This is a genomic window from Chryseobacterium hagamense (assembly GCF_007991455.1).
Classification (GTDB): Bacteria; Bacteroidota; Bacteroidia; order Flavobacteriales; family Weeksellaceae; genus Chryseobacterium; species Chryseobacterium hagamense.
In genome coordinates this window covers 137,265-150,759 of record NZ_BJYJ01000001.1, presented here as the reverse complement: position 1 = coordinate 150,759, position 13,495 = coordinate 137,265, and the positions used below count along the sequence as shown (strand labels likewise).

The 13,495-nt window shown below is 41.1% G+C and carries 13 protein-coding genes; 4 read left to right on the top strand and 9 right to left on the bottom strand.

Going from position 1 to position 13,495, the window contains the following annotated elements; all coding sequences use genetic code 11:
- Nucleotides 1-11: 11 nt before the first annotated feature.
- Nucleotides 12-428 (top strand): NUDIX domain-containing protein, encoded by a 417-nt coding sequence (locus tag CHA01nite_RS00585; RefSeq protein ID WP_146939279.1) that lies wholly within the window; start codon nucleotides 12-14, stop codon nucleotides 426-428.
- 34 nt (nucleotides 429-462) lie between these two features.
- Here CHA01nite_RS00585 and CHA01nite_RS00580 read toward each other — a convergent pair whose 3' ends face one another.
- The gene (locus tag CHA01nite_RS00580; protein WP_146939278.1) at nucleotides 463-1,167 is read right to left on the bottom strand and encodes a DUF4294 domain-containing protein; all 705 of its coding nucleotides are present in this window, start codon (nucleotides 1,165-1,167) and stop codon (nucleotides 463-465) included.
- A 52-nt stretch (nucleotides 1,168-1,219) separates the two neighbouring features.
- On the opposite strand from CHA01nite_RS00580, the gene chrP reads away from it, so the two are divergent.
- Both chrP and rpe read left to right on the top strand, forming a co-directional pair.
- Nucleotides 1,220-2,293 carry a chryseobasin maturation metalloprotease ChrP gene (chrP, locus tag CHA01nite_RS00575; RefSeq protein WP_146939277.1) on the top strand — a complete coding sequence of 358 codons (1,074 nt, stop codon included), beginning with the start codon at nucleotides 1,220-1,222 and terminating at the stop codon, nucleotides 2,291-2,293.
- Nucleotides 2,294-2,610: 317 nt separating this feature from the next.
- Complete coding sequence (gene rpe / locus CHA01nite_RS00570; RefSeq protein WP_146939276.1) at nucleotides 2,611-3,261, top strand: ribulose-phosphate 3-epimerase; 651 nt, start codon at nucleotides 2,611-2,613, stop codon at nucleotides 3,259-3,261.
- A 383-nt stretch (nucleotides 3,262-3,644) separates the two neighbouring features.
- On the opposite strand, the gene CHA01nite_RS00565 is transcribed toward rpe, so the two are convergent.
- The 8 genes from CHA01nite_RS00565 to CHA01nite_RS00530 form a co-directional block, all read right to left on the bottom strand.
- Complete coding sequence (locus tag CHA01nite_RS00565; protein ID WP_146939275.1) at nucleotides 3,645-4,061, bottom strand: nucleoside-diphosphate kinase; 417 nt, start codon at nucleotides 4,059-4,061, stop codon at nucleotides 3,645-3,647.
- Nucleotides 4,062-4,937: 876 nt separating this feature from the next.
- A complete protein-coding gene (gene rsgA, locus CHA01nite_RS00560) occupies nucleotides 4,938-5,864 on the bottom strand; it encodes a ribosome small subunit-dependent GTPase A (RefSeq protein WP_146939274.1) in 927 nt (308 codons plus the stop codon).
- Between the two features lie 195 nt (nucleotides 5,865-6,059).
- Complete coding sequence (locus tag CHA01nite_RS00555; protein ID WP_146939273.1) at nucleotides 6,060-7,139, bottom strand: chorismate mutase; 1,080 nt, start codon at nucleotides 7,137-7,139, stop codon at nucleotides 6,060-6,062.
- A gap of 552 nt (nucleotides 7,140-7,691) precedes the next feature.
- Nucleotides 7,692-8,120, bottom strand: a complete 429-nt coding sequence (locus CHA01nite_RS21140) for a DUF8439 domain-containing protein (protein WP_507762370.1) — start codon at nucleotides 8,118-8,120, stop codon at nucleotides 7,692-7,694.
- A gap of 194 nt (nucleotides 8,121-8,314) precedes the next feature.
- Nucleotides 8,315-9,400, bottom strand: coding sequence for a DNA polymerase III subunit gamma/tau (gene dnaX, locus CHA01nite_RS00545; protein WP_146939271.1), 1,086 nt, complete (start codon nucleotides 9,398-9,400; stop codon nucleotides 8,315-8,317).
- Nucleotides 9,401-9,502: 102 nt separating this feature from the next.
- Nucleotides 9,503-10,132, bottom strand: coding sequence for a TetR/AcrR family transcriptional regulator (locus CHA01nite_RS00540; RefSeq protein ID WP_146939270.1), 630 nt, complete (start codon nucleotides 10,130-10,132; stop codon nucleotides 9,503-9,505).
- Nucleotides 10,133-10,139: 7 nt separating this feature from the next.
- Nucleotides 10,140-11,396 (bottom strand): aminotransferase class I/II-fold pyridoxal phosphate-dependent enzyme, encoded by a 1,257-nt coding sequence (locus CHA01nite_RS00535; RefSeq protein WP_146939269.1) that lies wholly within the window; start codon nucleotides 11,394-11,396, stop codon nucleotides 10,140-10,142.
- Nucleotides 11,397-11,630: 234 nt separating this feature from the next.
- On the bottom strand, nucleotides 11,631-12,386 hold the full coding sequence (locus tag CHA01nite_RS00530) for a helix-turn-helix transcriptional regulator (RefSeq protein ID WP_146939268.1): 756 nt from the start codon (nucleotides 12,384-12,386) through the stop codon (nucleotides 11,631-11,633).
- 94 nt (nucleotides 12,387-12,480) lie between these two features.
- On the opposite strand from CHA01nite_RS00530, the gene CHA01nite_RS00525 reads away from it, so the two are divergent.
- On the top strand, nucleotides 12,481-13,128 hold the full coding sequence (locus CHA01nite_RS00525; RefSeq protein WP_146939267.1) for a DUF1349 domain-containing protein: 648 nt from the start codon (nucleotides 12,481-12,483) through the stop codon (nucleotides 13,126-13,128).
- The last annotated feature ends 367 nt before the right edge of the window (nucleotides 13,129-13,495 follow it).

Sequence of the window (13,495 nt, the reverse complement as noted above, 5' to 3'; positions counted from 1 at the left end):
AAATATTAGATATGATAGATAAGATCAACATCAGGGTATACGCCTGTGCGGTGAAAGATAAGAAAGTACTGGCCCTGTTTGAAGAATATGCCGGCGAACCTTTGATGAAGTTCCCGGGTGGCGGACTGGAATTCGGCGAAGGCGTTACTGAATGCCTGCACCGTGAGTTCGATGAAGAGCTGAATGTAAAAATAGAAATTGTAGAGCATTTTTATACGCAGGAAGGCTTTCTTGTCTCGCGATTCAGGGAAAACGAACAGTTACTCACCATTTACTATATCGTCAATATCGTCAACGAACAGGACTTCCTGATCCTTGATCCGTGTATTGAGAGAACCGAATGGGTGGATATCGACAGGCCGGACAATCCGTTTCCTTTACCGGTAGACCGGATGGTTTTTGATAAATTAAAAGAAAAATTCCTGTAAGTGCTCTTACAGGAATTTTATATTTCATATTTTATTATTTCGGTACCCTGAAAGTACTGGCTCCCGGATAAGGCTGCAGGTAACCGGAATTCCAATTGGATTGAAGCAGCGATTCCAGATATTCATCGGTACGGTTGCGATGCGGGTTGTACTGGTCTTTCAGGTCGATATCAGCCATTTTACCTTTTACATTCCACCAGAACGCACTCCATCCGCCTCTTAATTCTTTGATGATCTCGTAAACGTTTTTGCCGGTGGCCCGGTTCATCAGTTTGGCAAATACCTGTCCTTCGGTGGTGGTAAGATCCCTGAGCTGTTTTTCATACTGGTCGGCCAGGATATTCTGACGGTCACGGATGTATTTTCTTTTGGATTTATCATCCAGATTGGTCATTTCACCCTGGATATCGCGGTATTGCTGTAAAGCAGTAACAAACAGCGGATATACCCGGTAAAGTTTTTTATTCAGGAAATAATAATAATTCCGGTCCAGTTGGTTATTGAATTTCGGTTTATTCAGAAGAACCAGCTCATCCATTACCACCACCGTTTCGCCGTTGATCTCATAAATCTTGGCCTTCTGCCGCTCATCATAAAAATATTTGTTTCCGAATTCGTCTGTTTTCAGCAATTCCTGAGGATATTGGCTTAACGGCTTGGCAATGACCGAATCTTTCTGACCGAAAATGCTTACCCCAAAAAAGAAAAGGAAAAGACAAATAATCTTACTAAATTTCATTATTTTTACACTTATTAGAACAAAAATTGAACGCAAAAATCATTCCTTTTTTATGAAATTTGAAAAGAAATCTTTGAAATTTTTAGAGAGATATTTAAACACGTCATCCCCTACCGGATACGAACACGAAGGGCAGAAGATCTGGATGGATTATATCCGTCCCTACGTCGATCAGGTGGAAGTGGATCACTACGGAACCTGCTACGGAATCATCAATCCGGATGCTGAATTTAAAGTGGTTATTGAAGCCCATGCCGATGAAATCTCATGGTATGTAAATTATATTACGGATGACGGCCTGATCTATGTGATCAGAAACGGAGGTTCCGATCAGACAATTGCCCCGTCAAAAGTCGTTCACATCCATGGGGAAAAGGGAATTGTAAAGGGGGTTTTCGGATGGCCGGCCATTCATACCCGGACAAACCAGAACGAACCTACTCCTAAAATCGAAAATATCTTTATCGACTGTGGTGCTACGACCAAACAGGAAGTCGAGGATATGGGGATTTACGTAGGCTGTATGATCACTTATCCGGATGAATTCTTTGAAATGAACGACCGGTATTTTGTCTGCCGGGCCCTGGACAACCGCATCGGCGGATTCATGATCGCGGAAGTGGCGAGGCTTCTAAAAGAAAATAAAAAAACAATTCCTTTCGGCCTGTACATTACGAATTCCGTTCAGGAAGAAGTGGGATTATACGGTGCGGATATGATTGCCGATACCATTAAGCCCAATATCGCCATCGTAACCGATGTTACCCATGACACCACCACCCCGATGATTGAGAAGAAAAAAGAAGGCGACCAGAAATGCGGAGCCGGACCGGTGGTCTTCTTTGCACCGAGCGTACATCATACCATCCGCGAACTGATTATTCAGACAGCCAAAGCAAGGAACATTCCTTTCCAGCGGGCAGCCGCCAGCCGCGCAACGGGAACGGATACGGATGCCTTTGCCCACTCGAATGGCGGGGTTCCCAGTGCATTGATTTCTTTACCTTTACGCTACATGCACACTACAGTAGAGATGGTTGCAAAAGAAGATGTCAGAAATGTTATTCAGCTTATTTACGAAACCATCCTCGAAATCAAGCCGGAAATGAAGCTGAAGTATCACTAGGTTGAAAGGCTTTTTCAGGCACTTTGTAAGAAAGCCGACATTCGTCTATATAATGACTGCATTGTATTTTGCTTATGTTTTCTTTCTTATTGTGTACAAATGGTTTGATCCACTCCATTGGCCCGGCTTATAAGATGATCCTGGCGATGATGGGAGTTTTTCAGCGTGGTTACTGTGGTACTGTTTATCGCATACCGGCTGCTGACCATTAAAATAATCATATCAGGTTGACTGCCATTGAAATAACTGTCTTTTCAGTTATTCTCATTTATTATTTACCGGTGGTCAATCCATTCTAATACCGTATAAAAGTAAAAATGAAAACCAAGCTTATTGCTCCTTCCCTTTTAGCCGCAGACTTCGGGAACCTGCAGAGAGATATTGAAATGCTGAATCAATCCCAGGCCGACTGGATCCACGTGGATGTCATGGACGGAAGGTTCGTCCCGAATATTTCGTTCGGGTTTCCCATGATGAAAACGGTTCAGCAGCACGCCACGAAATTTGTCGATGTCCATCTGATGATCGTGGAACCCGAAAAGTACGTCGAAGAATTCATAAAACAGGGAGCCGACCTGGTTTCCGTGCATTATGAAGCCTGCACCCATCTCCACAGGACCATCCATCATATTCAGGACCTGGGGGCAAAGGCAGGGGTTGTTTTAAATCCTTCCACTCCGGTTCTGATGCTGGAAGACATCATTGCCGATGTTGATCTTGTTCTTTTAATGAGTGTTAACCCGGGATTTGGCGGTCAGAAATTCATTGAAAATACCTACAAGAAAATTGCGGAGACCAAAGACCTGATCCTGAGCAATAATTCGACAGCCTTAATTGAAGTGGATGGCGGGGTAAATGTAGACAATGCAGCGAAACTCTTTGAAGCCGGAGCCGATGTGCTGGTTGCCGGAAATGCCGTATTTTCTGCAGAAAGTCCGGAGCGGACCATCGAGCTGATGAAGATTTAATATTTTTTAAAAATAGAATGCACAAAAGGCAGTTCAAGGGAGAACTGCCTTCTTCTTTGTGAAAATTTGAGCCTGTAATGGTTATTAGTTTCTTAGAAAACTTTAATGCTTAAATTTTCCTTTTGTTCTAATGCTGACGTAAAGATGAGAATAAATACACAGAATTTTATCCGTAAAAACACGGAAAATACATTTACGTATTTCTACGTAATACCACATTATATTAAATTTTTTAATTTAATTCCAGCATCTCTTCCTCCCTCCGGTTTTTTAATCCAGATTCTGCTTGTACCGGAATACTAAAAAACATAAATCAGACACTTTATAAACCAAGAAATCCGGAGAAAAATTCTCCGGATTTCTTTATGATCAATTGAATGTTATTAAAAAATTTCTCTTCCTGAAAAATGGAATTGGGCTTCGATCAGCGCATTCTCATCAGAATCAGAACCGTGAACGGCATTTTCCCCGATGCTTCTTGCAAACATTTTTCTGATGGTTCCTTCAGCAGCTTCTGCAGGATTGGTAGAACCGATCAGTGTTCTGAAATCTTCAACGGCATTGTCTTTTTCAAGAACTGCAGCAACGATAGGTCCTGAGCTCATGAAATCTACCAATTCTCCGTAGAATGGTCTTTCAGCATGTACTTCGTAGAATTTTTTTGCATCAGCTACCGTAAGCTGTGTCAACTTCATCGCTTTGATCTTGAAACCTCCTTCTGCGATCTTACCCAATATAGCACCGATATGTCCGTCTGCAACTGCATCAGGCTTAATCATAGTGAATGTAATGTTAGACATAAAATAGATATTTTTTTTAATGGCGCAAAAATACAAAAAATTCCTGTCTTTTTAATTTTAAAAAATTTTTAACATAAATATAACATTTGTTAAGAAAATAAAGACAAAACTTTGGCACAGGATTTGTTACTACTATTACGATTCTCATGTTTAATTTGAGTTTTCATGGTTATTAGTTTTTACCCAGCTTCGGCTGGGTTTTTTATATCCAAAATTCCCCAAAATTGTAACCCAGGTCTCTGACTTCTTAATAATTAAACTATTGTTTAACAAAAATTGCTGCCAGCATAAATCAAATCAGATAATAAAAATAAACAGAACTCTATTAAATTTCCTTGTCAGAAAAAAAAAGTCCGGACCGTAGAATAATGTAAATAGATTGGATCTAAATCATATTCAGCCATTCACTTGATTCAAAAATAAGATTAGAGTCAATTCAGTCAGGATTTTCAGTAGAATCCCCAGATAAAATGAATAAGCGATGCGTGCTTCTGATCGGATTCTATCCTATTTTTTATAAAGATCATCCCTTCGCGACTTTAAACAATATAAATTTGACTATGGTTGAAAAATGAAACCAGGTTTATTTATTCAGTATCAAATAAGAATACCGTCTGATGGAATGACAAAGATTTAATTTAATTATCAAGACTTTAGAACCTATTTCTGAAAGGAGAAACCTATGGCATCCAGCTTCCCTCTTCCTGCTTGTTAATTTCAGCGCCTCTGCGGGTTCACATTAGACTCAGGAATCAGTAAAATTTTTTAGATCGGAGTTTTGCAACGGAAAATTTATACTCAGCAGGAATGTATCTGTCTTCGAAGATCCTACAGAATCAGTCTCCAGTAACGAGGTAGGATTAAATGACAGTTGGATTATTTCTGGGCCGCTTCTTCCGCTTCCTCCATCAGTTTAATATAGGTTGAGTACCGGGAATACTGGATATCACCCGTTTCCAGTCCTTCGATAACGGCACACTTCGGCTCATTGATATGAAGACAGTTGTGGTATTTGCATTCTTCTCTCTTTTTAAAGATTTCCGGAAAATAATGCTGTACCTCTTCCTTATCGATATCAATCATGGCAAACTCACGTACTCCCGGGGTATCGATCACGTTGCCGCCGAAATCCCAGAAATGCATCTGGGCAAAAGTTGTGGTATGCTTCCCTTTCAGATGGGTATCGGAAATTTCAGAAGTTTTCAGATTAAGTCCGGGCTGCAGAGCATTAACCAATGTTGATTTCCCGCATCCGGAGTGTCCGAAAAACACGGACGTTTTGTCCTGAAGAAGCTCTTTCAGTTGGCTGAGATGCAATCCTGAATAGGAAGAAATTTCCAGGGAGCCGTATCCGATTTCATGATAAAGGAACTCCATATCTTTTACGGTCTCGATTTCCTCGTCATTAAGAACATCCATCTTATTAAACAGAATCAGAGGAGAGATGTTGTAGGCCTCACAACAGGCGAGAAACCTGTCCAGGAAACCAAGTGAAGTTTCCGGATGTTTTAAGGTAAAGATAAAGCACGCCAGATCTATATTCGAGGCAATGATGTGTGCTTCTTTCGAAAGATTGACGGATTTCCGGATCAGATAGTTGGTGCGCGGATCAATTTTCGTAATCCAGGCAATATCGTCCTGTTCCAGCTGGAACTCCACAAAATCCCCCACAGCAAGCGGATTGGTAAGACGGGTTTTGATCAGTTTGAATTTTCCGCGGATCCTTGCCTCGAAAATTCGCCCGGTTTCCATTTCCAAAACCTGATACCAGCTCCCTGTAGATTTAATGATTTTTCCTTTCATATAATAAGATGATGCAAATATAAGGAATTCGGTTCAGGTTTGGGAGTAAGAGTGTCTGAGAGTTGGAGAATATCAGTTTTTCATACCCTCAGGTTAAAATTTCGTTCTTCCCTACTCCCATACACCCGTATACATTTATACGCATAGACACTCTCAAACTCTCACACTTCCATACTCTCAAACGCACAAATTCAATTATCTGTTGATCATAATGCTGTTCTGCACCTCAATCGATTCTTCATGAATGGCCTTGAATAATTTTTCTATAAATTCCTGAGACATTCCTGTTTCGATGGCTTTCTGATTGGCATATTCCGTAATCACCTTCCAACGGTCCGGCTGAAAGATGGCAATGTCGTTTTCTTTTTTCAGCTTACCGATTTTTTCTGAAATCTTCATCCTTTGGGACAGCAGTTCGATCAGCTGGAAATCAATATCCGAAATCAGGGTCCGGTGCCTACCCATATCACCTTCAAAGCCTTCAACACCGGGGTTTCTCATCTTCAGGTTCCCGATCAGTCCGGCCAGGACTTCCGGGGTAATCTGCTGGGAAGCATCACTCCATGCTTCATCCGGACTGCAGTGGGTTTCGATAATTGCACCCTGGTAACCTACGTTCATGGCTTCCTGGGTAATGTCCGCAAGGCCGGTTCTGTTTCCGCAGATATGGGAAGGATCGATCAGCATCGGGATATCCGGGAACTGGCTCTTGAAATCCAGGGCAATCTGCCAGTTCGGATTATTCCGGTATTTTGTTTTTTGGTATGTGGAAAACCCTCTGTGGATTACCCCCAGGTTTTTAATATCCTGCCCCAGGAGACGCTCCAGCGCACCGATCCATAAAGCCAGATCCGGATTTACCGGGTTTTTCACCAGGACGGGCTTATCAGTTCCTCTTAAAGCCATGGCAATCTCCTGTACGGTAAAAGGGTTTACAGTAGAGCGGGCACCGATCCAGAGAATATCCACATCCGCTTCCAGGGCGGCAAAAACGTGATGGGCATTGGCTACTTCGGTTGCTGTTTTGAAACCGTATTCTTCTTTCACTTTTTTCAGCCAGTTGAGCCCTATTACGCCTACACCTTCAAATCCGTTAGGCTTTGTCCTCGGTTTCCAGATTCCTGCGCGGAAAATCGGTACATTGGCCTGGGTTTCACGTATTCTCCTGGCAGTTTCCAGCATTTGGGCTTCACTCTCCGCGCTGCAGGGTCCTGCGATCATGATGGGTTGGGAAAATGCATCCGTCCAGCTGCTTTTTAATTCTTTTAAATCCATTATTCTTACTTATTTTTTTGTTTTATATTGAGTACATAGCAGAAAGCATTATAAAATTACTTTATAATTCTTTTCAAAAAACTGCCGTTAAAAAATTATTTATTAAGGAAAAAGGAATTGAAGAAATCAATATCCCATTATTTTTTGGAAAGAAATTCAGTTAGCAATACCAATAATAAAATCGATAATAGTTTCTGAAATTTCTAAAACTGGTAAACAAAATGCTGAAACCACCGCCGAAAAATTCATCAGCGGATGCGAAAAAAGACTGGTATGAATGGGTTAATTTTTCCATTGCGGATCGTCTGTTCCTGGCTCTTTGTTTATAAAATGTACTGATCTGAAAAACAATTGCCTGATCAAATACCAGACAAATATATAAAATTTATTTAAATATCAATTTTCAACCGGATCTTTTTTCATGCAACCTGTAGAAAATCAGTTTTTGAAAAAATCGCCATTTGAATGATGAAAGCCAAAAGGTTTGAAAACGCGCCATAACTTTGATACATTTGTTCGGAATCTTTAAATCTGATTATTTCAGACATTCTGTTAAGTAAGATCGAACTTCAGCAGATCATCTAGATCTTTCAGCAGCGGATTTTTTTCTGCAAATTTTTCAAAAATCTTTTTCTTTGTCATTACTTCAATTTTCAGGTTTTCGGTATCTCTTTTATACACGACCTCAATGGAAAAGTTATGGACTTTCGTCTTGAAATGATTGAAAAATTCGCGGCTTACTTTATCGAATTCCACCTTTGCAGAGTCTGACGGAAATAAAACCGTAATCTGGTTTTCACCGGATTTCAGAAGCTTGAATGTTTTGATGGCATTGAATACAAAGGTATCTTTACGCTGAAGCTGTTTCAGAAGGATGCTCCATTCTGCCTGGAGATCAGTTTCGGTAAAATGGCTTTGCGGAAGATCCCCGGTTTTTTCAACCGCTGTATTTTCCTCTGCTACAGGTTCTTCCTTATTCAGGAAAGCGTTGACGCTGAACCCCGAAGAAACAGCCTGCCTGGTAAGCGGCTTGGTGGTTTTTGTAATTATTTCAGCGGACTGAGCTTTAATAGCATCTGCCGGTCCGGGCGATGTAGTTTTCGCTTTTATTTCTTTGATTTCCCGGCTTTCAGGAATTTTAACGTCGTCTGTCTTTTCAGGAAACGGCGGGAGAATTAAGAACTTTTTTTTTTAGCAACGCCTGGATCAGCCGTTAAGGAAGCCAACTGCATCAGAGCAATTTCTACGGTAAGCCTCGGGTTCTTTGAATTTTTATAATTGATATCGGCGTGGTTGCTGATTTCAACGGCATCGATCAGCTGCTGCGGATTCCATTTCCGTGCCTGCTCCACAAACTTTGTCCTCGTCTGTTCGCCGACTTCAATAAGCTCGATGGTAGAAGCATTCTGCGCCATCATCAGATCCCGGAAATGATTTCCCAGCCCTGCAATGAAAATATGAGGGTCGAAACCTTTTTTTACAATTTCGTTGAAGGCAAAAAGGACTTCGGGGATTTTATTTTCTTTGGCTAAATCGACGATTTTTAGATACTGATCATAATCCAGAATATTCAGGACTTCCGCCGCTTTGGCTAATGTGATGTTTTTCTGCGAAAAGGTGGAAAGCCTGTCGAAGATGGAAAGGGCATCCCTTAATGCTCCATCGGCTTTCTGGGCAATTAAATACAGCGCATCATCCTCATACCGGATAGCTTCTTTCCGGGCAATGGACCTTAAATGTCCCTGGATATCTTCGATGACAATTCTTTTAAAATCGTAGATCTGGCATCTTGACAGGATGGTTGGAATAATCTTATGTTTTTCGGTTGTAGCCAGAATAAAGATGGCATGTGCAGGCGGTTCCTCAAGGGTTTTAAGGAAAGCATTGAATGCAGCAGAAGAGAGCATATGCACCTCATCGATGATATAGACCTTGTATTTACCGGTCTGCGGTGCGTAACGTACCTGATCGATCAGTTCCCGGATGTCATCCACGGAATTGTTGGATGCGGCATCCAGCTCATAGATGTTATAGGCAAATCCGTCTTCGGAAACGGAGCCGTCCTTTTCATTGATCTTCCTGGCCAGAATACGGGCACAGGTAGTTTTGCCGACGCCCCGGGGTCCACAGAACAGCAGAGCCTGGGCCAATTGGTTTTCTCCGATTGCATGTTCTAAAGTATCCGTAATATGAGACTGCCCGACAACAGTATCAAACTCCTGGGGGCGATATTTTCTTGCAGATACGATAAAATTTTCCATTGGCCAAAAATAAGAAATATAGTTCTAATTCAAAAATGAAAATCTTCAAATTATAATAAATCTTAATCTGGTCCAATTGGAAAATTTTCTCTCATCATTATTTTATTTTGATTCGTAAGCGAAATCGATGATCTCAACAATAGCTTTTTCGATTTCCTTTCTTCCTTCTTCCGATTTCAGGTCGATTCCGCAGAACACATTGGCATTGTAGGCGGTGTAAAGGTTCAGATAGTAGGCTCCTGAAACCAGAAGTGCCGCAATGGCACGATACCTTACTGCCTGATCGCCGAAGTGAGGATCCACTACATTTTTGAAGAGCATTTCTCCTGATTCTTCACGGTCATCCGCTACCTTTTTCAGAATCGGCTTGTTCTCTGAAAGTCCCCAGAGGATAATCTTCTGAAGCTCCTTGTTTTTCTTGATATGTTCAAACTGATTGAGGATGGCGACTTTCGACAGTTCTTTCCCTCCGTCCGAAATATCGACCTGGATATTATCCTGATTCATCCGGCTCCAGTAATCCTGGGAACGGATGTACTCGTCAATCAGCTTTTCAGTGCTTCCGAAATACTCGTAAATAAGCTTTTTGTCAAACCCCGCTACTGCAGCGATTTTGCTTACCTTCAGGCCTGAATAGCCTTTGGTTCTTAAAATTTTTCCGACTGCGGCCAGCAGTTTCTGTTTGGTCTTTTCTTTATCCCTGATCGGGCCCTGTACCACTTTTCTAGGCATGTTATTATTATTTTTTTGCAATATGCAATTTTTTATTGATATCTTCAAATGCATTGAGCGTTTTGTCGAGATGTTCTTTCTCATGTGTTGCCGTCATACTCATCCGGATTCTCGCATCCTTACGCGCTACGGCGGGGTACATGATGGGGTTGGTATATACACCGCGGTCCAGCAGCATCTTTCCTACATCCATAGTGGTGCGGGGCTCCCCGATCTTTACCGGGATTACTGCGGAACGGGTGGTTCCCGTTTCCAATCCCAGAGCATCCAGCCCATTTTTGAAATAATGGATATTTTCCCATAATTTTGTTCTCAGATGGGGTTCTTCATCAATGAGATCAATTGCTTTAACGATTCCCGCAGCCGTTCCCGGAGGCGTGGTGGCAGAAAAAATCTGCTGCCTGGACTGGAACCGGATAAAATTCGTCAGTTTTTTATCCGCAATCACGTACCCGCCGATATTTCCGAAGGTTTTACTGAATGTCCCGGTAATGATATCGATTTTATCCAGCAGTCCGGCTTCTTCAATGGTCCCTCTGCCTGTCTGCCCAAGGATCCCGACCCCATGTACATCATCGATCATCAGATAGGCATTGTATTTTTTTACTAATTTATAAATCTCTTCGATTGGTGCGGTATCTCCATCCTGAGAATACACGCCGTCTATCACAACAAGCTTGGTCCGAAACTGCTGTTCAGAAGTTTTCAAAATGTGTTCCAGTGCATCGAGGTTATTATGCGGGAATGTTTTCCGGTTTGTCAGAATACACCCTTCATAAACACTGGCATGTACCGCCATATCAATAATAGCGATATCTTCTTTCTGCAGCAGGATCTGCAGGGTAGCACTGTTGGCTGTATATCCTGTTGTAAAAGTTACCGCTTCCTCCTGCCTGCGCCCGAAAAAGCCTGCGATCTTGGTTTCCAGCTCATTGTGATAGGAATAATATCCTCCAATGAGAGGGGTGGCGGCAGATCCCGTACCGAATTCTTCGATTCCCCGCATTGCCGCTTCCTTTACTTTTGGGTGCTGTGTCATTCCCAGATAATCGCTGGTTACAAAACTTATGATATCCTTTGTTACATTGTTCTCTCCGATATTCATGATGGAGCTGCAGCCGGTATTGTTCTGCAACCGGTAACGGTGTCCGTTGGTCTTCATATATTCCAGGAAGTCATAATAGATATCTGCCCGCTGCATCATATCAAACCCCTCAATATTCTCAAAATCTTTGAAAGTGGCTGTTGTAAAGTCGATTTTCATCCTTATTTTATATTTTGTTAGCTGTTTGTACTAACAAATATAAAAATATTTTCAAAGTAAATTCAACGATCTTTCTAATAAAATTTAATATGCATAGAATATTTTTATTAAAAAATCATAAACACTACTCATATTCATAACTGACAAGAAAAATTAACAATAAAAATCCAATTTATAAAAGCCTGATAAAACGTTAATAATTAAACGATTAATTAATAAAAATGAGACAATAATTCACTTCCAAAAGCCTTTATTAAAGGCTTTTACTGAATTTTTCACCTTTAATTTTTCCAGAATATTCTGGCGGTGACGGCTTACGGTATTGATGCTGATGGAAAGGATGCCCGCAATTTCCTTGCTGGTGAATCCGTCACCGATGTACTTCAGGATTTCCATCTCCCTGGCAGAAAGTACGTTTTTATAGGTTAACCGGTCTTCGGACACGACCTCTCCTTTCGCCGTATTGATAATCATGAATTCCGGAGAAAGGTGCAGCGACTGGTTTACAGCTATATTGTACAGACAGAGGGCAAACCGCAATTTGAGATGGTAAGGAGAGTAAAAATAGAACATCCGGTGCCTGACCAAACGATAATGGCCGTTCCTATCCCTCATTCTTAATTTTGACAATACACTGAAATCAGATCTTTCTTTAAAATCGATGGTTTCGAGCATTCTGAAAAACCGCAGTTCATGAATGTATTTTTTAAGCTTATCATCCGGATGGATTCTTTTAAGAATGTCTTCTTCCCAGATCGAATCGATTATTTTCGGATTTTCAGATGAGTCAATACCCAGTTCTGCTGCCGTTCCGGAAAAATACACATAGCTTTTATCTTCCTGCATATCGCTGAGCACGGCAATCGCATTCTCTATTTTGCAATAAGACAATGCTGTATTTTTATACAGCTCAGCATCCAGGCTGCAGCCTTTATTTTTTTCGCGGTTCCGGACCAGGAGTTCTTTGTTCAGCGTATCAACGATTTCCATAAAATGGTTATTTATAAGTATTGATGAAGACCATCTTTCATTTTACCTTTGCTAAAATAATAATTATTTGGGCGATTAAAGACCGTTGAAGAAAATGAAGAAAATATTTTTAAGCTTTTGCACCTTGTTTATGATTAATAAAAGCCTTTCCCAGACCCTGGAAAAGATGATCTGGTTCAATGAGCCGGAAAAATGGGAAATTAAAGATAACCGTTTATCAATGTTTGTTACGCCGCAGAGCGATTACTGGAGGATCTCACATTACGGATTCACGGTGGATGATGCTCCTTTTCTTTATACGACCTACGGCGGGGAATTTGAAGCTAAAGTCAAAATTAAAGGAAGCTATAAAGCCAGGTTCGACCAGATGGGCCTGATGCTGAGGATCGATAAGGAAAATTACATCAAGGCGGGAATAGAATTCGTAGACGGAAAATACAACCTCAGTACAGTGGTGACGCATAAAACCAGCGACTGGAGCGTTATTGCCCTGGATAAAATCCCGTCCGAAGTCTGGGTCAAGGCGGTAAGAAGGCTTGATGCGGTAGAGGTATTCTACTCTTTCGATGATAAAAACTACATTATGATGCGGAATGCCCACCTCCAGGACAACAGTCCGGTCATGGTAGGTTTGATGGCTGCCTGTCCTGACGGTAACGGATTTAATGCGGTTTTTGAAAATTTCAAGGTAAAACATCTGCCTGATGAACGCCGTCTCCAGTGGCTTCAGAATCATAAATAACCAAATGAGACTTTCAGCATATACAGTCAATCTTTCAGCCTCCATCCAGGAGGCTTTTTTCTTGACTTCACCATGCTACTAAATGCCGATTATTAAAACATAACTTCCGGATACCACAAAATATTTAATAATATTCTGTTTTAAAGATAAAATATTACATGATCCGGTTGTTTTATTACAAATTTTCAATACATTTAATCAAAATTAGATTTTTTGGTGAGATATTTGAACTGGAAAATTTACTTTCGTCACACCAACCGCTTAAAATAAATGATATGTCAGTGCACTTTATTTCCCCGAAGGATTACCTGATCAGGTTTCTGAAAAGATCCCTGCCGATTCCCGTCAATGGCTTTTGAGTTTTCAG

What these genes read in the sequence shown, in the direction of transcription:
- CHA01nite_RS00555 (WP_146939273.1), bottom strand. Translation starts at nt 7,139, where the DNA reads ATGGATTTAAAAGAATTAAAAAGCAGCTGGACGGATGCATTTTCCCAA.
- CHA01nite_RS00565 (WP_146939275.1), bottom strand. Translation starts at nt 4,061, where the DNA reads ATGTCTAACATTACATTCACTATGATTAAGCCTGATGCAGTTGCAGAC.
- CHA01nite_RS00525 (WP_146939267.1), top strand. Translation starts at nt 12,481, where the DNA reads ATGAAGAAAATATTTTTAAGCTTTTGCACCTTGTTTATGATTAATAAA.
- CHA01nite_RS00580 (WP_146939278.1), bottom strand. Translation starts at nt 1,167, where the DNA reads ATGAAATTTAGTAAGATTATTTGTCTTTTCCTTTTCTTTTTTGGGGTA.
- CHA01nite_RS00535 (WP_146939269.1), bottom strand. Translation starts at nt 11,396, where the DNA reads ATGAAAATCGACTTTACAACAGCCACTTTCAAAGATTTTGAGAATATT.
- dnaX (WP_146939271.1), bottom strand. Translation starts at nt 9,400, where the DNA reads ATGGAAAATTTTATCGTATCTGCAAGAAAATATCGCCCCCAGGAGTTT.
- CHA01nite_RS00540 (WP_146939270.1), bottom strand. Translation starts at nt 10,132, where the DNA reads ATGCCTAGAAAAGTGGTACAGGGCCCGATCAGGGATAAAGAAAAGACC.
- chrP (WP_146939277.1), top strand. Translation starts at nt 1,220, where the DNA reads ATGAAATTTGAAAAGAAATCTTTGAAATTTTTAGAGAGATATTTAAAC.
- CHA01nite_RS00585 (WP_146939279.1), top strand. Translation starts at nt 12, where the DNA reads ATGATAGATAAGATCAACATCAGGGTATACGCCTGTGCGGTGAAAGAT.
- CHA01nite_RS00530 (WP_146939268.1), bottom strand. Translation starts at nt 12,386, where the DNA reads ATGGAAATCGTTGATACGCTGAACAAAGAACTCCTGGTCCGGAACCGC.
- rpe (WP_146939276.1), top strand. Translation starts at nt 2,611, where the DNA reads ATGAAAACCAAGCTTATTGCTCCTTCCCTTTTAGCCGCAGACTTCGGG.
- rsgA (WP_146939274.1), bottom strand. Translation starts at nt 5,864, where the DNA reads ATGAAAGGAAAAATCATTAAATCTACAGGGAGCTGGTATCAGGTTTTG.